The sequence below is a fragment of the Streptomyces sp. NPDC029138 genome (assembly GCF_055564375.1).
Genome location: NZ_JBVHWM010000001.1, coordinates 76696 through 96194, shown reverse-complemented (window position 1 = coordinate 96194; position 19499 = coordinate 76696). Strand labels below are relative to the sequence as shown.

The window sequence follows — 19499 nt, the reverse complement described above, 5'->3', positions numbered from 1 at the left end:
GAAATGTCGTCCAATCCACGGATGGCCTCGGGAAGGCGACCCTAACCGACGTAGGGTTGATCCTGGGATGGTCCGTGGGACGACCAGGCCCCGGACAGCCGCCTCGAAGGAGGTCCAGTTCAGTGACCAGCCAGGTCAGCAGCCCAGCGGAGCAGACCGACGGAACCGTCGTGGGAGAGCAGCGCAAACCGGGCGGCGCGAAGGACGTGCGGCGCCTGGACCGGGTGATCATCCGGTTCGCGGGGGACTCGGGTGACGGCATGCAGCTCACCGGGGACCGTTTCACCTCGGAGACCGCTTCCTTCGGCAACGACCTCTCCACCCTCCCGAACTTCCCCGCCGAGATCCGCGCCCCCGCCGGCACCCTGCCGGGTGTCTCGTCCTTCCAGCTCCACTTCGCCGACCACGACATCCTCACGCCCGGCGACGCGCCGAACGTCCTGGTCGCCATGAACCCGGCCGCCCTGAAGGCCAACATCGGCGATCTCCCGCGCGGAGCCGAGATCATCGTCAACACCGACGAGTTCACCAAGCGCGCCCTCCAGAAGGTCGGGTACGACAGCGACCCGCTCCAGGACGGCTCGCTCGACGGCTACAGCCTCCACCCGGTGCCGCTGACCACGCTCACCGTGGAGGCGCTCAAGGAGTTCGCCCTCTCCCGCAAGGAGGCCGAGCGCAGCAAGAACATGTTCGCGCTGGGCCTGCTGAGCTGGATGTACCACCGGCCCACCGAGGGCACCGAGAAGTTCCTGAAGTCGAAGTTCGCGAAGAAGCCGGACATCGCGGAGGCCAACATCGCCGCGTTCCGCGCGGGCTGGAACTTCGGCGAGACGACCGAGGACTTCGCGGTCTCCTACGAGGTCGCGCCGGCCACCAAGGCCTTCCCGGTCGGCACCTACCGGAACATCTCCGGCAACCTCGCCCTGGCCTACGGCCTGATCACCGCGTCCCGCCAGGCGGATCTGCCGCTGTTCCTGGGGTCGTACCCGATCACGCCGGCCTCGGACATCCTGCACGAGCTGAGCAAGCACAAGAACTTCGGCGTGCGCACCTTCCAGGCCGAGGACGAGATCGCGGGCATCGGCGCGGCGCTGGGCGCGGCGTTCGGCGGTTCGCTGGCGGTGACCACGACGAGCGGGCCCGGTGTCGCCCTGAAGAGCGAGACGATCGGCCTCGCGGTCTCGCTGGAGCTGCCCCTGCTGGTGGTGGACATCCAGCGCGGCGGCCCGTCGACGGGTCTGCCGACCAAGACCGAGCAGGCCGACCTGCTCCAGGCGATGTACGGCCGCAACGGCGAGGCACCGGTGCCGGTGGTCGCGCCGCAGACCCCGGCCGACTGCTTCGACGCCGCCCTGGAGGCGGCCCGCATCGCGCTGACGTACCGCACGCCGGTGATGCTGCTGTCGGACGGCTATCTGGCCAACGGCTCCGAGCCCTGGCGCATCCCCGACCTGGACGAGCTGCCCGACCTGCGGGTGCGGTTCGCCTCCGGACCGAACCACACGCTGGAGGACGGCACCGAGGTCTTCTGGCCGTACAAGCGGGACCCGCGGACCCTGGCCCGGCCGTGGGCGGTCCCGGGCACCCCGGGTCTGGAGCACCGCATCGGCGGCATCGAGAAGCAGGACGGCACGGGCAACATCTCCTACGACCCGGCCAACCACGACTTCATGGTCCGCACCCGGCAGGCCAAGGTCGACGGCATCGACGTCCCCGACGTGGAGGTCGACGACCCGCACGGCGCGAAGGCCCTGGTCCTCGGCTGGGGCTCGACCTACGGCCCGATCACGGCGGCGGTACGGCGGCTGCGCGCGGCCGGCGAGTCGATCGCCCAGGCCCATCTGCGTCATCTCAACCCCTTCCCGCGCAACCTCGGCACGGTCCTGAAGGGCTACGACAAGGTGGTCGTCCCCGAGATGAACCTCGGGCAGCTCGCCACCCTCATCCGGGCGAAGTACCTGGTCGACGCCCACTCCTACAACCAGGTCAACGGCATGCCGTTCAAGGCGGAACAGCTCGCCGCGGCGCTGAAGGAGGCCATCGATGACTGACGCCACCAACGGGCTGCTCCAGCTGGTCCCCAAGGCCGAGGCCAAGCAGTCGATGAAGGACTTCAAGTCGGACCAGGAGGTGCGCTGGTGCCCGGGCTGCGGTGACTACGCGATCCTCGCGGCCGTGCAGGGCTTCATGCCGGAACTGGGCCTCGCGAAGGAGAACATCGTCTTCGTCTCCGGCATCGGCTGCTCCTCCCGCTTCCCGTACTACATGAACACCTACGGGATGCACTCCATCCACGGGCGCGCCCCGGCCATCGCGACGGGCCTGGCCTCCTCCCGCCGGGACCTGAGCGTGTGGGTCGTCACGGGTGACGGCGACGCGCTGTCCATCGGAGGCAACCATCTGATCCACGCGCTGCGCCGCAACGTCAACCTGAAGATCCTGCTGTTCAACAACCGGATCTACGGCCTGACGAAGGGCCAGTACTCGCCGACCTCCGAGGTCGGCAAGATCACCAAGTCGACGCCGATGGGCTCGCTGGACGCGCCGTTCAACCCGGTGTCGCTGGCGATCGGCGCGGAGGCGTCCTTCGTGGCGCGCACGATCGACTCCGACCGCAAGCACCTGACCGAGGTGCTGCGCGCCGCCGCCGACCACCCGGGCACGGCGCTGATCGAGATCTACCAGAACTGCAACATCTTCAACGACGGCGCGTTCGACGCCCTGAAGGACAAGCAGCGGGCCGAGGAGGCGCTGATCCGGCTGGAGCACGGGCAGCCGATCCGGTTCGGCGCCGACGGCGCGAGAGGGGTCGTCCGCGACCGGCAGACCGGCGATCTGAAGGTGGTGACGGTGACCCCGGAGATCGAGGCGGACGTCCTGGTGCACGACGCCCACGCCGCGTCCCCGACCGCGGCCTTCGCCCTGTCCCGGCTGGCCGACCCGGACACCCTGCACCACACCCCGATCGGCGTGTTCCGCTCCGTCGAACGGCCGGTCTACGACACCCGGATGGCCGAGCAGCTCGACACCGCGATCGAGCAGCACGGCAAGGGCGACCTGGCCGCGCTGCTGGCGGGCGGGGACACCTGGACGGTCGTCGGCTGATCCGTCCGTCTGTCGGTTCAGGAGGCCCGGGACTGGATTTCCCGGGCCTCTTCGTGTGCGCGGCGGCTCTCGTCGTAGGCCCGGCGGGGCCTTCTCCACCTCGTCCATGCGGTCGTGCGTCCACTGGGCGAGGGAGCGGACCTGCTCCGCCGCCTCGCGGCCGAGGTCGGTGAGCGAGTAGTCGACGCGGGGCGGGATGACCGGCTTGGCGTCGCGGTGGACCAGGCCGTCGCGCTCCAGGGTCTGGAGGGTCTGGGTGAGCATCTTCTCGCTGACGCCCCGGCCGCCGTAGCCGCCGATCGCGCGGCGCAGCTCGCTGAACCGGTACGGCCGCTCCAGCAGCTCGATGAGGGCGAGGACGCCCCAGCGGCTGGTGACGTGCTCCAGGACGAGGCGGTGCGGGCACATCGCCTCGGCGTCCGCCGCGTTTCTACTTACCGACATGCCAGTACCTTACTTCAAAGTGGGTACTTTCGTTGAGTTAGTGCAGCTCCTAGGGTGAGTGGCACACCCACTGGACAAGGAGTCACCCACCATGAGCATCGTCGTCACCGGAGCCACCGGACACCTCGGCCGGCACGTCGTGGAGCAGCTGCTGGAGAAGGTCCCGGCGGAGCGGATCACCGCGGTCGTGCGCGACGAGGCGAAGGCCGCCGACCTCGCCGCCCGCGGAGTCAAGCTGGCCGTCGCCGACTACAACGTGCCCGAGACCTTCGACGGCCTGTTCGCCGCCGGTGACAAGGTCCTGCTGATCTCCGGCAACGAGTTCGACAAGGGCCGGGCGGGGCAGCACACGGTCGTCATCGAGGCGGCCGAGGCGGCCGGCGTGGCGCTGCTCGCCTACACCAGCGCCCCGGGCACCCTGACGGCCGCACTGGCGGACGACCACCGGGCGACCGAGCAGGTGCTGCTCGCCTCCGGCCTGCCGTACAGCCTGCTGCGCAACGGCTGGTACCACGAGAACTACACCGAGAACCTCGCGCCGGTGCTGGAGCACGACGCGGTGGTGGCCGCCGCCGGTGACGGCCGGATCTCCTCGGCCGCCCGCGCCGACTACGCCGCCGCCGCGGTCGCGGTGCTGACCGGCGAGGGGCACGAGAACACGACGTACGAGCTGGGCGGCGACGAGGCGTGGAGCTTCGCCGAGTACGCGGCCGAGCTGAGCCGGCAGACCGGCAGGGAGATCGTCTACAACGCGGTCTCGGTGGAGGCCCTCACCGGCATCCTGACCGGCGCCGGGCTGCCCGCGCCGGTGGCCGGAATCCTGGCCGGCGTGGACGCCTCGATCGAGAAGGGCGAGCTGGTCGTCTCCTCCGGCGACCTGTCCCGGCTGATCGGCCGCCCGACCACGCCGCTCGCGGAGGCCGTCACCGCCGCGCTCAAGGGCTGACCCGCCCGGCAGACCCCGGCTGTCATGACCGTATGGCGATACGAGCATGACAGCCGGGGGCGCCCGGCGTTACCTTCGTCCTCGCGCGTCCATGCGGGACGCACGGGCGAGAAGGAGGGGACGTGGCCGGGACGTCCGAGGGTGAGCACCGCATAGGCCTGCTGAACGGCTTTGCCGCCTACGGGATGTGGGGGCTCGTGCCCCTGTTCTGGCCGCTGCTCAAACCGGCCGGCGCCATGGAGATCCTCGCGCACCGCATGGTGTGGTCCCTGGTGTTCGTGGCCGTCGCGCTGCTCTTCGTACGCCGCTGGGCCTGGGCGGGAGAACTGCTGCGCCAGCCCCGGCGGCTCGGCCTCATCGCTGTGGCGGCCGGTGTCATCACCGTGAACTGGGGCGTCTACATCTGGGCGGTGAACGCCGGCCATGTCGTCGAGGCCTCGCTCGGCTACTTCATCAACCCGCTGGTCACCATCGCGATGGGCGTGCTGCTCCTCAAGGAGCGGCTGCGGCCCGTGCGGTGGGCGGCGGTCGGCATCGGCCTCGCCGCCGTCGTCGTGCTGACCGTCGGCTACGGCCGCCCGCCGTGGATCTCCCTCTGCCTCGCCTTCTCCTTCGCCACCTACGGGCTGGTGAAGAAGAAGGTGGATCTCGGCGGTGTCGAGTCGCTGGCCGCCGAGACCGCGATCCAGTTCCTGCCGGCGCTCGGCTATCTGCTGTGGCTGACCGCGCACGGCGAGGCCAGTTTCCTGGCCGACGGCGCCGGACACGCGGCCCTGCTCGCCTCGACCGGCATCGTCACCGCCCTCCCGCTGGTCTGCTTCGGCGCGGCGGCGATCCGCGTGCCCCTGTCCACGCTGGGCCTGCTCCAGTACCTGGCCCCGATCTTCCAGTTCCTGCTCGGCGTCCTGTACTTCCACGAGGCCATGCCGGCCGAGCGGTGGGCCGGGTTCGCGCTGGTCTGGCTGGCGCTGATCCTGCTCACGGGCGACGCGCTGCGCTGGGCGAGGCGGCCGCGACGGATCGCCGTGCCGACGGCCCGTACGGTCGAGGCGTCGCCGTCGACCTCGACGTCTGCTCCGGCGGACGCCTGACCTGGAGGGCCACGGTCAGCTGAGTGGGCCAAGTGCCCTCCTGCGCCGACGCGTCCGGCTATAAGTGGGAGCCATGACCACACAGGCGCCCGCCCCCCTGCACTGGAAGCTCGTCATCGACGCGGCAGACCCGCACGCACAGGCCGACTTCTGGGCCGCCGCGCTGCACTACACCCCCGAGGACAACAGCGCCCTCGTCGAACGGCTGCTGTCCCACGGCGCGCTGTCCGGGGAGGCCACCGTCGAGTACCACGGGCGGGCCGCCTTCCGTGACCTGATCGCCGTACGGCACCCCGACGACCCGTACGACCCCGAGACCGGCACCGGGCTCGGGCGGCGGCTGCTGTTCCAGCGGGTACCGGAGCCGAAGACCGTGAAGAACCGGCTCCACCTCGACCTCCACGCCGGCCCGGAGCGGCGCGCGGACGAGGTGACACGCCTTCAGGCGCTGGGCGCGCGGGTGGTGCGCGAGGTGAAGGAGCCCGCGGGCCAGTGGGTGCTGATGGCGGACCCGGAGGACAACGAGTTCTGCGTGCAGTGACCCAGGGTCCGCCTGCTCCGCGCGAGGCCCCTCACGCCCGCGCCGCCGCCTTGGCCGCGCGGTCGGTCAGCCGGGCCATGCGGGCGCGGGCGGACTCCAGCGGGCGCGGGTCGTCCGCGGCGGGGCCCGGCTCGGCGGTGAGGTCCGTCCACAGGTCGATCAGGTCGCGGCCCAGCCGCAGGCCCTCCTCCGGGTCGCGCACCGCGCGCCAGGCGGTGGCCGCGCTCTGTACGTTGCCGTAGGCGGCCTCCCCGTCCCGTGCCTGGCGGCGCAGCCGGGCGAGGTCCAGGGACAGCCGGAAGGCGCGGACCGGGTCACCGGCCAGGTAGGCGATGTACGCGGACAGTTCGCGCAGGTGCAGCACCTCGGCGTGGTGCGGGCCGAACACGGCGGACGCCTCGGCGAGCGTCCGGTCGGCCAGTTCCGCCGCCGTGTCGATACGGCCCGCCCGCACGGCCTCGTTGATCCGGCTCATCGGCTCGGTGAGCAGTTCCGCGCCCTCGGCGGTCTCGGTCAGCGGCCCGTCCCCGAGCACCTCCTCGGCGACCGCGTCGAACCCACGGGCCGGGGTGGGGGTGGGTGAGGAAGGCTCCGGCGGCACGGCGGTGACGGCCTCCGGCGGTACGGCGGCGAGGGGGCTCTGGGGCACGGGACTCTGAGCTGCGGGGACGGCAGGCCTCTGCGCGTCCGTGTCGGGCTCGCTCATCACCGGCGCCGGTCCGAACCGCCCCGTCGGAGCCTGTACGGTGCCCGGCGCCCCGGCCGCCGCCGGCCGCGGAGCCACCCGGATCGCCTCCCCCGTCACCCGGCTGGAGCCGTCCGCCGAGACCTCCAGGGGAACCACACAGCCCGCGAGGTCGTCGTGGACCGTGGCGCGTATGGGCGCGCCGACGCTGATGGCCAGGCGCTGGAGGTGGTTGAGCACGGTCTGCTGGATCTCCTCACCCGGTGCCGCCACGACGGACGCCCCGTCCACCGAGGCACATCCCGCGCCGAAGACCCGGACGGACACCGTCGCCGCAGGCCCCACGGGCCGCCGCGCCCGCTTCTTCTCGAAGCTGACTCCAGCCATCGGTGTCCCTCACTCCCCCGGCGCCGCGATCCGGTCGTACGCGTCCTGCCCACCAGTGTGTCCGCTCCCCACGGTTTTCCACGTCACCGCGACGTCACAGCCTCGCACCAGCCGCACTCTGGCCGAGACTGCTTGCGTGCGCATAGAATGCACACGCATTCAATCGCGGTACGACATGAGACACCTGGGGGACCCATGAGCCGCCGCTTCCTCTTCGTCCTGGGCAGCGCCCGCGAGGCGGGCAACACCGAACTGCTGGCCCGCGAGGCCGCCGCGCAGCTGCCCGGCGACGCCGAACAGCACTGGCTCCGCCTCACCGACCACCCCCTGCCCGACTTCGTGGACCTGCGGCACGACAGCGACCACGTCCGGCCGCCCTCGGACACCCCGGCCGGACTGCTGCTGGACGCCACGCTCGCGGCGACGGACATCGTGATCGCCTCGCCGCTGTACTGGTACTCGGTGTCCAGTCTCACCAAGCGCTACCTGGACTACTGGTCGGCCTGGCTGCGCACCCCGGGCGTCGACTTCAAGGCGACGATGGCCGGCCGCACCCTCTGGGGCATCGCCGCGCTGGCGGACGACGAGCCGTCGGTCGCCGACCCGTACGCCGGCACGCTCAACAACTCGGCCGCCTACCTGCGGATGCGCTTCGGCGGGGTCCTGCTCGGCAACGGCAGCGCGCCCGGCGACGTACGCAAGGACACCGAAGCCCAGGCGCGCGCGAAGACGTTCTTCGCGCAGGACGCGCCCCTCGCACGCTTCCCGTACGAGGACGCCGGCGCCCCACTGCGGTGAGCGGACGCTAGGCGTTGATGTCCTTCGCCGTGAACCGCGCCCAGGCCGCCGCGCCGAACACGGCCGCGTACAGGCCCTGGAGACCGAGGTTCTTCACCAGGTCGTCCCAGTAGACGGGGTCGCGCATCAGGTCGGCGAAGGACAGCCAGTAGTGCGAGAACAAGTACGGCTGGAGCGCGTGCAGCTGGGGTATCTGGTCGACGATCTGCACGGTGATGAGCAGGCCGACCGTGGTCGCCATCGCCGCGATGCCGCTGTTGGTGAGCGTCGACACGAACAGGCCGAGGGCCGCCACGCCGACCAGTGAGGCCGCGACGACCAGGGCGATCAGCAGGGCGCGGCCGAGCCCCTCGGCGAAGCTGATCCGGGTGCCGGAGATCGTCGTCAGCTCGCCGAGCGGGAAGAGCAACGCGCCGACGAGCAGCGCCGAGACGGCGACGACCAGCGTGGCCAGCAGGCAGAAGGCCAGCACGGTCGCGTACTTGGTGAGCAGCAGCCGGGTGCGGCCGGCCGGGGCGACCAGCAGATAACGCAGGGTGCCCGCGCCGGCCTCCCCGGCGATCGCGTCGCCCGCGACGACACCGACCGCCATCGGCAGGAAGAACGGCAGGGTCGCCGCCAGCGCGGTGAACACGAGGAACAGGCCGTTGTTGGTGATCTGCGAGATGAACGCCGGGCCCTCGCCGCCGCCTCCGCCCGCCGGTCCGCCGCCCCGCGTCTCGATCCTCACGGCGATCCCGACCAGCACCGGCACCGCGGCCAGCACCCCGAGCAGGGCGAGCGTGCGCCAGCGGCGGACAGTGGTGACCAGCTCGCTGCGCAACAGCCCGAGGGTCCACAGGGGGTTCGGCCGGCGCCCGGCGCCCGCCGGGAGCACATCAGCCCGCGACATCGAAGCCCTCCCCGGTCAGCGCCACGAACGCGTCCTCCAGCGAGGCCCGTTCGACGGTGAGGCCCCGGACCCGGACGCCCGCCGTGACCAGGGCCTCGGTCACCTCGGCGAGATCCCGCGCGGGCGGTTCGCCGGTGACCCGGTCGCCGTCGGCCGTCACGTCCCCGACCCCGAGTTCCTTCAGGACGCGCGCCGCCTCGGCCGGGTCCGGGGTGGTCACCACCAGCCGGCCGCGCGCCCCGGCGGCCAGGTCGGCCACCGCGCCCTGGGTGACGAGCCGGCCCTGTGCCATGACCGCCGCATGGGTGCACACCTGCTCGATCTCGTCGAGGAGGTGGGAGGAGAGGAAGACGGTCGTGCCGTCGGCGGCCAACTCCCTGATCAGGGTGCGGATCTCACGCATGCCCTGCGGGTCGAGGCCGTTGGTGGGCTCGTCCAGGACGAGGAGCCTGCGCGGCTGGAGCAGCGCGGCGGCCAGCCCCAGACGCTGTTTCATACCGAGCGAGTACGCCTTCGCCTTCTTGCCGGCGGCGGCCGCGAGGCCGACCCGGTCCAGCGCGGCGGCGACGCGGGCGCGCCGGGTGCGCGGGTCGGCGGTCGGGTCGGCGGCGTCGTAGCGCAGCAGGTTGTCCCGGCCGGAGAGGAAGCCGTACAGGGCGGGGCCCTCGATGAGGGCGCCGACCTGCGGAAGGACCGTACGGGCCGCCCGCGGCATGGGCCGGCCGAGCACCCTGGCCGTGCCCGCGGTCGGCTCGATCAGGCCCATCAGCATGCGGATGGTGGTGGTCTTGCCGGAGCCGTTCGGGCCGAGGAAGCCGAAGACGCTGCCCGCCGGGACGGTCAGGTCGAGACCGTCCACGGCGAGCTGCCCGCCGCGGTAGCGCTTGCTGAGGCCGCGCGTGGCGATCACACTCGCCGTCGCGTCGCCCGGGTCCGGCTGCGTGGCGGACGGTTCGTCCATCGGCTTCCCCTCGATTCGTCGTGCCCCGGAGGGTCAACGCCCGGTCACTCCGCGTAGTTCCCGGTGGAGATCACTTCCCCGTGTCGGCCGCCTTCACCAGGGCCTCCTTGGTCACCGCGCCGGCGTACACCTTGCCGTCGTCGGTGATCAGGGCGTTGACCAGGCGCGTGGAGAAGACCGTACCCTTGCCGAACTTCCCGGAGACCGGGTCGCCGAGCGAGCCGAGGAAGCCGCCGAGGTCACCGCCCTGGGAGCCGGTCGGCAGGCCGCCCTTGGCGCCGGTGTCGAAGGTGGCGACGGACGTCCAGCCCTTGCCCAGCACATTCAGCCCGTCCATGCCATCCAGGCCCCCGGCGAACTCCTCGCCGTGCTTCGGGGCGTGCTCCCGGTCCCCGGCCGCGTCCTTCTCCTCGGTGACCTTCGCGCCCTTGGGCGGCGTGAAGTCGAACGTGGAGGCGGCCGGCCGGGCGAAGGAGACCTGGGTGAAGCCCGCGTCGATCACGGCGGCGCCGCCGCTCCTCGGGGTCAGCGTGAACTTCAGCGGCATGCCGGTCTTCGCGTCCACGGCGATGCTGATCGCGCCGACCGTGGTGCCGGACTGCTTGGGCCGGATCAGCAGCTTGTACGCGTCGCGCCCGGCGACCTGGGCGGTGCCGTCGACGGTGACGGACGTGGTGTCGTCCACCGACTTCAGGGCCTCGTCGGCGAAGTCCTTGGGCGTGGCGGGCGGCTCGGCCTCGCGGTCCTTGCCGGGGCCGGCCGCGGTGGAGTGGTGGACCTCGTTGCTCTTGCTGTCGTAGCCCCAGACGTCCTTGCCGTCGTGGATCAGGCTGTACTCGGCGCCGCTCTCCAGCAGCGACAGCTTCTGCCGGTCCGGGCCGTCCGCGGCGACGCGCAGGGTGTGCGTGCCGGAGACCAGCTCGGTGAGCTTGGCCTGCGGGTCGGCGGAGGAACCGTCGCCGGAGCCGTCCCGGCCCGCGCCGGACATCAGGCCGTTCTCCAGGCCGCCGAGGTCGGGCAGGCCGAGGTCGGTGCTGATCTTCACCGTGCCGGACAGCTGCTGCACGTCCGACTTGGCGATCTTCTCGATGAGCTGCTGTGCGCTGATCTTCGGCAGGTCGGGGTCACCGGAGTCGGCGAGCGCCGGGACCAGCCCGATCGTGGCCGCCGCCACCCCCACCACCGCGACCGGCACGGCGTACCGGGCGGCCTTGCGCCGGCCCGAGCGCGGGTGCTCGTCCCGCGCCGCGCCCACTGCGTCGTCGGATTCGTACGGTGCCATGTGTGCCTTACCTCCGTCGTCGGCGGCGGCTGTCCTCACGCTGGTCCGCTGGTCCACCCTGAGCCGCCATTCTCACCCGAATCGGTGAGGAGTGGTGATTTCCGTGGTGTCCATCTGACCAAATCGGCCGTGAACAAGCGTCAGACCTCGGAGCCAACTCCGTCTACACCTGCGGTATGACACCCGGCGGCGGTTTCTCCACCCGACCCGTAGGGGTCGTACCGGGGGCCGGCACCCGTACGGGTGAGCGGCCGGGTCAGCCGGCGCGGTGCACGACCGCGTCGCACAGCTCGAGCAGCGCCGCCTTCGCATCGCACTCGCGCAGCGGGGCGAGCGCGGACCGCGCCTCCTCCGCGTACCGCACGGTGTCCCGGCGGGCCTGCTCCAGCGCGGGGTGCGCGCGCAGCGCGGCCAGCGCCTCGGCGTGCCGGGCGTCGTCGCTGAGGTCGGAGTCCAGCAGCTCGCACAGCGCGACGTCCTCGGCCAGCCCCAGCCGGGCGGCCCGCTCGCGCAGCCGCAGTACCGGCAGGGTCGGGATGCCCTCGCGCAGGTCGGTGCCCGGGGTCTTGCCGGACTCGTGAGAGTCGGAGGCGATGTCCAGGACGTCGTCCGCGAGCTGGAAGGCGACCCCGAGCCGTTCGCCGTACTGGGTGAGCACGTCGACGACCGTCTCGTCGGCGCCGGACATCATCGCGCCGAACCGGCACGACACCGCCACCAGGGAGCCCGTCTTGCCGGCGAGCACGTCCAGATAGTGCTCGACCGGGTCTCGGCCGTCCGAGGGACCCGCGGTCTCCAGGATCTGGCCGGTGACGAGCCGTTCGAACGCCAGGGCCTGCACCCGGACCGCCTCGGGGCCGAGGTCGGCGAGGATCTGGGAGGCTCGGGCGAAGAGGAAGTCGCCGGTGAGGACCGCGACCGAGTTGCCCCAGCGCGTGTTGGCGCTGTCCACGCCGCGCCGTACGGCCGCCTCGTCCATGACGTCGTCGTGGTACAGCGTGGCCAGATGGGTCAGCTCCACGACCACGGCCGACGGCACCACGCCCGGCGTGTAGGGGTCGCCGAACTGGGCGGCGAGCATCACGAGGAGTGGCCGGAACCGCTTCCCGCCCGCCCGCACGAGGTGCTGCGCGGCCTCCGTGATGAACGGGACCTCGCTCTTGGTGGCTTCGAGCAAGCCTTCCTCGACAGCCGCCAATCCGGCCTGGACATCGGCTTCCAGAGCCTGGTCCCGCACGCTCAGCCCGAACGGCCCGACGACGGTCACGAGGGGTCTCCTGTCTGCTGGTGTCTGCTGGCGATTACACGGTTTGTCGATAGGTCGCTGCCATCACTCAAGTCAGCGTATCCGGTCCTGTTTCGATCACCGATAGCGCCCACCGGTCCAGCCCGGGCGATATCGGATCATGATCGACATGGTTTTGATCACATGATGTGAGCGGACATTTCTCCATATAAGAGTAATCCGGACACTGTGCCCTCACCTCGACAACGACGCGCACCCCATGCCGGGTTCCACCATCACTCCGACTTCAGGCGTGAATCCCCCTAATCCCCCATGTCCGATTTAAATCTGTTTGCTATTTCGTGAGTTGGGTCACGCGCCCGGCGGACCCGCCCCCTCGACCGAACCTGCTCGATACCTTGCGCCGTCGGCGAGTTGAGGATTGGCAACCGCAAAGGATCAAGCACCTCATACGCCGTCGATCAAGGTCAAATCGCACGTTCTATGAATCCGGCACTTGTTCCCGACATGTGCTCTCGCATACGTTCCGGGCCGTCGGGCGGACGCCGAATCCTGCCGCCGCCCGTATACCCATCCACGAACTCATTCGTACGGCAGGAGCGGGGGACCCAGGTAAGCCGCTGGTCCGGACGGCACACGCCGCGCCGGGACGGCTAGGGGTGAAGCCATGCCTCCGTCAGGGGCACGGCCGGGCACCTCCCCGCCCGAACCCGACAGCTCACCTCGCAGGCGCCGGAGAGGAACGCCCCCATGTCTGCTGTCGCTCAGCCCCGCCGTACCCGGAACAGCCGCGTTGTCCGCGCCCTCACCGCCGTCGGCACCGGCGCCGCCGTCCTCGCCCTGCCGCTCATCGGCGCGACCAGCGCCTCCGCGGCCCCCAGCACCACCGCGACGGCCGCCACCACCCCGGCCGGCTACCCGAACAACCTCGACGGCTGGATCCGCGAGTCGCTCGCGATCATGGCCGAGAAGCGCATCCCGGGCACCTACAACGGCATCTACCGCAACATCATCCGCGAGTCCTCGGGCAACCCGAAGGCCATCAACCTCTGGGACTCCAACGCCGCCAAGGGCATCCCGTCCAAGGGCCTGCTCCAGGTCATCGACCCGACGTTCAACGCGTACCACGTGGCCGGAACGTCCTTCGACATCTACGACCCGGTCGCCAACATCACCGCCGCCTGCAACTACGCGGCCGCCCGCTACGGGTCGATCGACAACGTGTTCGGCGCGTACTGACCGGCACCGGCGGCCCGGCCGGACGCTACTGATATTCCGGTCAGTCGGTCGGGAAGAGTCTTTCGAGGACGACGGCGACGCCGTCGTCCTCGTTCGACAAGGTGACCTCGTCGGCCACCGCCTTGAGTTCGGGATGCGCGTCGGCCATGGCGACACCGCGCCCGGCCCAGTCGAACATCGGGATGTCGTTGGGCATGTCGCCGAAGGCGAGGGCCTCTTCGGCGGCGATCCCGAGCCGTTCGGCGGCCAGCGCCAGCCCGGTCGCCTTCGTGACCCCGCTCGGCTGGAGCTCCACCGTGCCCGGCCCCGACATGGTGACCGTCGCCAGCGAGCCCACCGCGGCCCGGGCCACGGCCGCCAACTCGTCGTCGGACAGGGTGGCGTGCCGCAGCAGCACCTTGCTGATGGGCGCGCACCACAGGTCGTCCCGCCGGCCGACCCGCACCGCGGGCAGCGTCGGGTGGGGCATCCGGTAGCCGGGCTCGATGAGCGTGAGCCCCTCCACGCCGTCCTGGTCGACCGCCGCGTACACCTGCCCCACCTCCGCCTCGATCTTGCCGAGCGCCGTGTCGGCCAGTTCCCGGTCCAGCCGCACCGACCACAGCAGACGGTCGGTCCCGGCGTCGTAGACCTGCGCCCCCTGCCCGCATACCGCGAGCCCCGCGCAGCCGAGGTCCGCGAGCAGCGGCCGTACCCGCGGGGCCGGGCGGCCCGTCACCACCAGGTGCCGGGCGCCGGCCCGCGCCACCCGCGCGAGCGCGGCGAGCGACCGGTCGGAGACGGTGTCGTCGCCGCGCAGCAGCGTCCCGTCCAGGTCAGTGGCGATCAGTGCATATGCCGGGGTGGGTGCCATGATCAGAGAATACGGACAGGGCGCACCGCCGACTCACCCGCCGTTCCCCGCACTTACGTGCCGTCCCGCCCCAACCGCCCGCCATGGACCAGGCGATGGGCGCTGCTCACCGGTGGGCCACGGCCAGGTGCTCCATCAGGCACGGCGAAGCGAACTCCCGGAGGATCACGCCGGGCTCCTCGCCCCAGCCGCGGGCCAGGCTGAGCAGTCCCTCACGGGTGCCGATCCGCGTGGTGCCGTTCACGGCGGGCCGGTTGCGCCTGGTGAGGCACTGCCCAAGACGCGCAGCTCGGCCGTAACGTGTGGCCCGACCACATGGAACGCATCGCCATGCATGGCCCGGATGAGAGTGAGGCAGCACCCCATGCCCCCCTTCGACGTCCCCGAGGGCGACCCCTTCGGTCCGCACAACCTCCCCTATGGCGTGTTCTCGCCCTCCGGCAGCACGGAGCGGAGGATCGGCGTCCGGCTCGGGAACCACGTCCTCGACGCGGGCGCCGCGGCCGCCGCGCTCGGCTCGCCCCACCAGCCGCTGCTCGCCCGAGCCACCCTCAACCCGCTGCTGGCAGCCGGCCGCGCCACCTGGTCGGACGTACGACGCACCGTCACCTCCTGGGTCACGGACCCGGCGAACCGCGCGACCGTCGAGCCGCTCTTCCACCCCCTGTCCGAGGTGACCCTGCACCTGCCCTTCGAGGTCGCGGACTACGTCGACTTCTACGCCTCGGAGAACCACGCCCGGAACGTCGGTCAGATCTTCCGCCCGGACGCCGAGGACTCCCTCACCCCCAACTGGAAGCACCTGCCGATCGGTTACCACGGCCGCTCCGGCACCGTGGTCGTCTCCGGCACGGACGTCGTACGGCCGTCCGGGCAGCGCAAGGCCCCCGCCGACCCCGCGCCCGTCTTCGGTCCCTCCATCCGGCTCGACATCGAGGCCGAGGTCGGCTTCGTCGTGGGCGTGCCGTCGCGGCTCGGCACCCCGGTCGCGCTCGGCGACTTCCGGGAGCACGTCTTCGGGCTGTGCCTGCTGAACGACTGGTCCGCACGCGACATCCAGGCCTGGGAGTACGTCCCTCTCGGCCCGTTCCTCGGCAAGTCCTTCGCCACCTCGGTGTCGGCGTGGATCACCCCGCTGGAGGCGCTGGACCACGCGCGTGTGGCGCCTCCGGAGCGCACGCATCCGCTGCTGCCCTACCTGGACGACTCGGCGCCCGGCACCGAGCCCGGCGGCTACGACCTCCGCATCTCCGTCGCGGTCAACGGCCACGTCGTCTCCGAACCACCCTTCTCCACGATGTACTGGACCGCCGCCCAGCAGCTCGCCCACATGACCGTGAACGGCGCCTCGCTGCGCACGGGCGACCTGTACGGCTCCGGCACGGTGAGCGGCCCCGCCGAACGCCAGCGCGGCTCCCTGCTGGAACTGACCTGGAACGGCCGCGACCCCCTCGAACTCCCCGACGGCAAGCGGACCTTCCTGGAGGACGGCGACGTGGTCACCCTGTCGGCATGGGCCCCGGGCGCGGACGGCCGCCGGGTGGGACTGGGCGAGGTCAGCGGGCGGGTGGTGTCGGGCTGACGTTGCGGGGTGCCGGGGTGAGGGTGTCGGGCGGGGTTGCCGGGTGGGTCGGGTGGCTCGCGCGGCGGGGCGGTCGGGCGCGGCGGGGCGGTCGGGCGCGGCAGGGGTCGCGGGCCTGCCTGCCGGTCCCGGCGGATCGGCGTCGACACCTGACTCCGACCGCCCGTCTTCGTCATACTGACGGGGACACGCACCACGCGCGAGCCGCCGTCGCGTGACGCGTGCCCGGCACCACCGTCACCCGCCCACCTCTCCGACCAGGAACCGGAGCCCCGGCATGACTGTCTGCCTGCTCCTGCTGAGCGTCGTCGCCCTGACGGCCGCCGTACCGGCGCCGCGCGCGCTGACCCGTGCCGCCTGGCCCGAGCGGGAACCCGTGGTCGCGCTGTGGGTGTGGCAGTGCCTGGTCGCCACCGTCCTGCTGTGCTGCCTGACCGCACTGGTCCTGGGCGCGGCGGCCGTCTTCCACACCGTCCGCGACCGCGTGTTCGCTCCCGCGCCGCCCGCCGTCACCGCCGCGTACGACCTGTCCACCGCGCCGGTGTGGGCCGCCGCGCTCACCATGCTGCTGGCCTGCGGGGCCGCCTGGACAACGGCGATGCTGGCCCGGGAACTCTTCGAGGCCCGCCGCAGCCGGGGCCAGGCCCGGGCGCACCTGCGCGAGCGCGCCCCCGAGCTGCCGGCCGGGCTGCCGGCGGCACGCGGGCCCATGCTGGTGCTGGAGGACGAGTACCCGGACGCCTGGTGGATGCCGGGGCACCCCTCGCAACTCGTCGTCACCACGGGGGCGTTGCACCGCCTCACCGACCTTCAGCTGGACGCCGTCCTCACCCACGAGCGCGGCCACGCCCGCGCCCACCACGACTGGCTGCTGCACCTGTCCACCGCCCTCGCCACGGGCTTCCCCCGCGTACCGCTCTTCGCCCACTTCTGCGACCAGACGCACCGCCTGGTCGAGCTGGCCGCCGATGACACGGCCTCCCGGCGCTGCGGGCACCTCACCACGGCCCTCGCCCTGATCGAGCTGAACCAGCACCGGGGTGTCCTGTCCTGCGACTCCAGCCGCCGCCTCCTCGGCGAGCGTGTGGACCGCCTGCTGGAGCCGCCGCCACGGCTGCTGCGCCGGCACCGGGCGCTGACGACGACGGTGGCCGCGCTGGTGCCGCTGCTCCCGCTGCTGATCACCTTCGCCCCGGGCCTGACGGCACTGTCCTGAGAGCCGGACGGCACTGTCCTGAGGTCCGACGGTTTTGCCGTCGGGCTGTCCCGGCTGCCCCGGACTGTCCCGGCTGCCCCCGGCCGGCTATATCCAGTCGTCCGGTTCCGGCTCGTCCGTCGGCTCGGGCCAGTCGGCGAACTGGGTGTCGGTGGCGTCCCGGGTGTCGACGGCGGCCGGGGTGTCAGCGGCCGCCGGGGGGTCGGCGGTCACCGAGGCAGGCCCGTCCAGGGAGGCCAGCACCTGGAGCACCCCTTCGCCGTACGTCACCAGCTTCTTCTCGCCGACGCCGTTCACCGTGCCCAGCTCCCGCACCGAACCGGGCCACCGGGTCACGATCTCCCGCAGGGTGGCGTCGTGGAAGATGACGTACGCCGGGACACCCTGTTCCCGGGCCTGTTCGGCGCGCCACGCCCGCAGGGCCTCGAAGGCGGGGAGCAGCGCCTCGGGCAGCTCGGCCGCGACGGCCTTGCCCTTGCGGTCGCCCCCGGAGGAACCGGTGGACCGCGACCGGGAGGCGGCCGGCTTCTTCGGCTCCTTGCGCAGCGGCACGTCGCGCTCGCGCCGCAGCACCGAGCCGCTCGCCTCGGTGAGCACCAGGGTGCCGTACTCCCCCTCGACCGCGAGGAGCCCCTGGGCCAGCAGCTGCCGGATGACCCCGCGCCACTCGCCCTCGGAAAGATCCTGGCCGATGCCGAAGACCGACAGCTGGTCGTGGTCGAACTGGATCACCTTGCCGGTGCGCTTGCCGAGCAGGATGTCGACGATCTGCATCGCGCCGAACTTCTGCCCGCGTTCGCGCTGTAGCCGCACCACCGTCGACAGCACCTTCTGCGCGGCGACCGTGCCGTCCCAGGTCTCGGGTGGGGTGAGGCAGGTGTCGCAGTTGCCGCAGGCCGCCGCGTCGGGATCCTGGCCGAAGTAGGCGAGCAGCTGGCCACGGCGGCACTGGGCGGTCTCGCACAGCGCGAGCATGGCGTCGAGGTGGGCGGCGGCCCGGCGGCGGAACGCCTCGTCGCCCTCGCCGGACTGGATCAGCTTGCGCTGCTGTATGACGTCGTTCAGGCCGTAGGCCATCCAGGCCGTGGACGGCAGGCCGTCGCGGCCCGCCCGGCCGGTCTCCTGGTAGTAGCCCTCGATCGACTTGGGCAGGTCCAGGTGGGCGACGAAGCGTACGTCCGGCTTGTCGATGCCCATGCCGAAGGCGATGGTCGCCACCACGACCAGGCCGTCCTCGCGCAGGAACTGGGCCTGGTGTTCCGCGCGCGTGGCCGCCTCCAGGCCCGCGTGGTACGGCACCGCCGCGATGCCGTTGGTGTTGAGGAACTCCGCCGTGCGCTCCACCGAGTTGCGCGAGAGGCAGTACACGATGCCGGCGTCTCCCGCGTGCTCCTCCCGGAGGAAGGCGAGCAGCTGCTTCCTGGGGTCGGCCTTGGGCACGATCCGGTACTGGATGTTGGGCCGGTCGAAGCTGGCGACGAAGTGCCGGGCCGTCGGCAGGTTCAGCCGCTGGGTGATCTCCTGGTGGGTGGCGTGGGTGGCCGTGGCGGTGAGGGCGATCCGCGGGACGTCCGGCCAGCGCTCGCCGAGCAGGGAGAGGGCGAGATAGTCGGGGCGGAAGTCGTGGCCCCACTGGGACACACAGTGGGCCTCGTCGATGGCGAAGACGGAGATCTTGCCACGGGAGAGCAGGTCCAGCGTGGCTTCCACGCGCAGCCGCTCCGGCGCCAGATACAGCAGGTCCAGCTCGCCGGCCAGGAACTCGGCCTCGACCATGCGCCGCTCGTCGAAGTCCTGGGTGGAGTTCATGAAGCCGGCGCGGACGCCGAGGGCGCGCAGGGCGTCCACCTGGTCCTGCATGAGGGCGATCAGCGGCGAGATCACGACGCCGGTGCCGGGCCGGACCAGGGCCGGGATCTGGTAGCACAGCGATTTGCCGCCGCCGGTCGGCATGAGGACGACGGCGTCGCCGCCCGCCACGACATGCTCGATGATCGCCTGCTGCTCGCCCCGGAAGGCGTCGTATCCGAAGACCCGGTGCAGCGCGGCCAGCGCCTCGCTGTCGGCCGTGCCCGGCCCCTCGGTCACCTGTGTCATCTCGCTGATCCCGCCCGTCACGCCCATCGCCCTGTCCCCCGTCGGTCCCCCGTGTGTCGTCTCTCGACCGCTGCCTCCACCATAGGGCTCCGGACCGACAGCCCCGGAGTTATCCACAGGTCGCCCGGAAAACC

Annotated in this window: 17 protein-coding genes, 1 pseudogene and 1 riboswitch; of the genes and pseudogenes, 9 read left to right on the top strand and 9 right to left on the bottom strand. The window is 71.8% G+C overall.

Annotated elements, in window-relative coordinates:
* Positions 1-122: 122 nt before the first annotated feature.
* Together ACZ4WH_RS00495 and ACZ4WH_RS00490 are read left to right on the top strand one after the other, a co-directional pair.
* Positions 123-2051, top strand: a complete 1929-nt coding sequence (locus tag ACZ4WH_RS00495) for a 2-oxoacid:acceptor oxidoreductase subunit alpha (RefSeq protein ID WP_468174722.1) — start codon at positions 123-125, stop codon at positions 2049-2051.
* Positions 2044-3105: a 2-oxoacid:ferredoxin oxidoreductase subunit beta gene (locus ACZ4WH_RS00490; RefSeq protein ID WP_468174719.1), complete on the top strand. Its 1062-nt coding sequence runs from the start codon at positions 2044-2046 to the stop codon at positions 3103-3105. The genes ACZ4WH_RS00495 and ACZ4WH_RS00490 overlap by 8 nt, the downstream gene beginning before the upstream one ends.
* A gap of 17 nt (positions 3106-3122) precedes the next feature.
* Here the strand turns inward: ACZ4WH_RS00490 and ACZ4WH_RS00485 are convergent.
* Positions 3123-3549: pseudogene (locus ACZ4WH_RS00485) on the bottom strand (winged helix-turn-helix transcriptional regulator).
* 91 nt (positions 3550-3640) lie between these two features.
* Here ACZ4WH_RS00485 and ACZ4WH_RS00480 point away from each other — a divergent pair.
* From ACZ4WH_RS00480 to ACZ4WH_RS00470, 3 genes are all read left to right on the top strand, one after another.
* Positions 3641-4495 carry an SDR family oxidoreductase gene (locus ACZ4WH_RS00480; protein WP_468174716.1) on the top strand — a complete coding sequence of 285 codons (855 nt, stop codon included), beginning with the start codon at positions 3641-3643 and terminating at the stop codon, positions 4493-4495.
* 122 nt (positions 4496-4617) lie between these two features.
* On the top strand, positions 4618-5586 hold the full coding sequence (gene rarD, locus ACZ4WH_RS00475; RefSeq protein WP_468174713.1) for an EamA family transporter RarD: 969 nt from the start codon (positions 4618-4620) through the stop codon (positions 5584-5586).
* A 73-nt stretch (positions 5587-5659) separates the two neighbouring features.
* A complete protein-coding gene (locus ACZ4WH_RS00470) occupies positions 5660-6127 on the top strand; it encodes a VOC family protein (RefSeq protein WP_468174710.1) in 468 nt (155 codons plus the stop codon).
* Between the two features lie 31 nt (positions 6128-6158).
* On the opposite strand, the gene ACZ4WH_RS00465 is transcribed toward ACZ4WH_RS00470, so the two are convergent.
* Positions 6159-7199 carry a hypothetical protein gene (locus ACZ4WH_RS00465; protein WP_468174707.1) on the bottom strand — a complete coding sequence of 347 codons (1041 nt, stop codon included), beginning with the start codon at positions 7197-7199 and terminating at the stop codon, positions 6159-6161.
* 195 nt (positions 7200-7394) lie between these two features.
* Between ACZ4WH_RS00465 and ACZ4WH_RS00460 the strand changes: the two genes are divergently transcribed.
* Positions 7395-7997 (top strand): flavodoxin family protein, encoded by a 603-nt coding sequence (locus ACZ4WH_RS00460; RefSeq protein ID WP_468174704.1) that lies wholly within the window; start codon positions 7395-7397, stop codon positions 7995-7997.
* 7 nt (positions 7998-8004) lie between these two features.
* Here the strand turns inward: ACZ4WH_RS00460 and ACZ4WH_RS00455 are convergent, their stop codons facing one another.
* From ACZ4WH_RS00455 to ACZ4WH_RS00440, 4 genes are all read right to left on the bottom strand, one after another.
* Entirely contained in the window at positions 8005-8889 is an 885-nt protein-coding gene (locus tag ACZ4WH_RS00455) for an ABC transporter permease (protein ID WP_468174701.1), read from the bottom strand.
* Positions 8876-9850, bottom strand: a complete 975-nt coding sequence (locus ACZ4WH_RS00450; protein WP_468174698.1) for an ABC transporter ATP-binding protein — start codon at positions 9848-9850, stop codon at positions 8876-8878. Before ACZ4WH_RS00450 ends, ACZ4WH_RS00455 begins: the two co-directional genes overlap by 14 nt.
* A 70-nt stretch (positions 9851-9920) precedes the next feature.
* Entirely contained in the window at positions 9921-11132 is a 1212-nt protein-coding gene (locus tag ACZ4WH_RS00445) for a LolA family protein (protein WP_468174695.1), read from the bottom strand.
* A gap of 256 nt (positions 11133-11388) precedes the next feature.
* A complete protein-coding gene (locus ACZ4WH_RS00440; protein WP_468174692.1) occupies positions 11389-12399 on the bottom strand; it encodes a polyprenyl synthetase family protein in 1011 nt (336 codons plus the stop codon).
* 544 nt (positions 12400-12943) lie between these two features.
* A riboswitch (cyclic di-AMP (ydaO/yuaA leader) is annotated at positions 12944-13123 on the top strand.
* A gap of 5 nt (positions 13124-13128) precedes the next feature.
* Here ACZ4WH_RS00440 and ACZ4WH_RS00435 point away from each other — a divergent pair.
* Positions 13129-13617 (top strand): transglycosylase SLT domain-containing protein, encoded by a 489-nt coding sequence (locus ACZ4WH_RS00435; protein ID WP_468174690.1) that lies wholly within the window; start codon positions 13129-13131, stop codon positions 13615-13617.
* A gap of 40 nt (positions 13618-13657) precedes the next feature.
* Here the strand turns inward: ACZ4WH_RS00435 and ACZ4WH_RS00430 are convergent, their stop codons facing one another.
* Both ACZ4WH_RS00430 and ACZ4WH_RS00425 read right to left on the bottom strand, forming a co-directional pair.
* Positions 13658-14470 carry an HAD family hydrolase gene (locus ACZ4WH_RS00430; RefSeq protein WP_468174687.1) on the bottom strand — a complete coding sequence of 271 codons (813 nt, stop codon included), beginning with the start codon at positions 14468-14470 and terminating at the stop codon, positions 13658-13660.
* 106 nt (positions 14471-14576) lie between these two features.
* Positions 14577-14714, bottom strand: a complete 138-nt coding sequence (locus ACZ4WH_RS00425; protein WP_468175582.1) for a hypothetical protein — start codon at positions 14712-14714, stop codon at positions 14577-14579.
* Between the two features lie 120 nt (positions 14715-14834).
* On the opposite strand from ACZ4WH_RS00425, the gene fahA reads away from it, so the two are divergent.
* Both fahA and ACZ4WH_RS00415 read left to right on the top strand, forming a co-directional pair.
* Entirely contained in the window at positions 14835-16052 is a 1218-nt protein-coding gene (fahA, locus tag ACZ4WH_RS00420; RefSeq protein WP_468174684.1) for a fumarylacetoacetase, read from the top strand.
* 277 nt (positions 16053-16329) lie between these two features.
* On the top strand, positions 16330-17268 hold the full coding sequence (locus tag ACZ4WH_RS00415) for a M56 family metallopeptidase (protein ID WP_468174681.1): 939 nt from the start codon (positions 16330-16332) through the stop codon (positions 17266-17268).
* An 87-nt stretch (positions 17269-17355) separates the two neighbouring features.
* On the opposite strand, the gene recQ is transcribed toward ACZ4WH_RS00415, so the two are convergent.
* Positions 17356-19392 (bottom strand): DNA helicase RecQ, encoded by a 2037-nt coding sequence (recQ, locus tag ACZ4WH_RS00410; protein WP_468174678.1) that lies wholly within the window; start codon positions 19390-19392, stop codon positions 17356-17358.
* Positions 19393-19499: the final 107 nt, after the last annotated feature.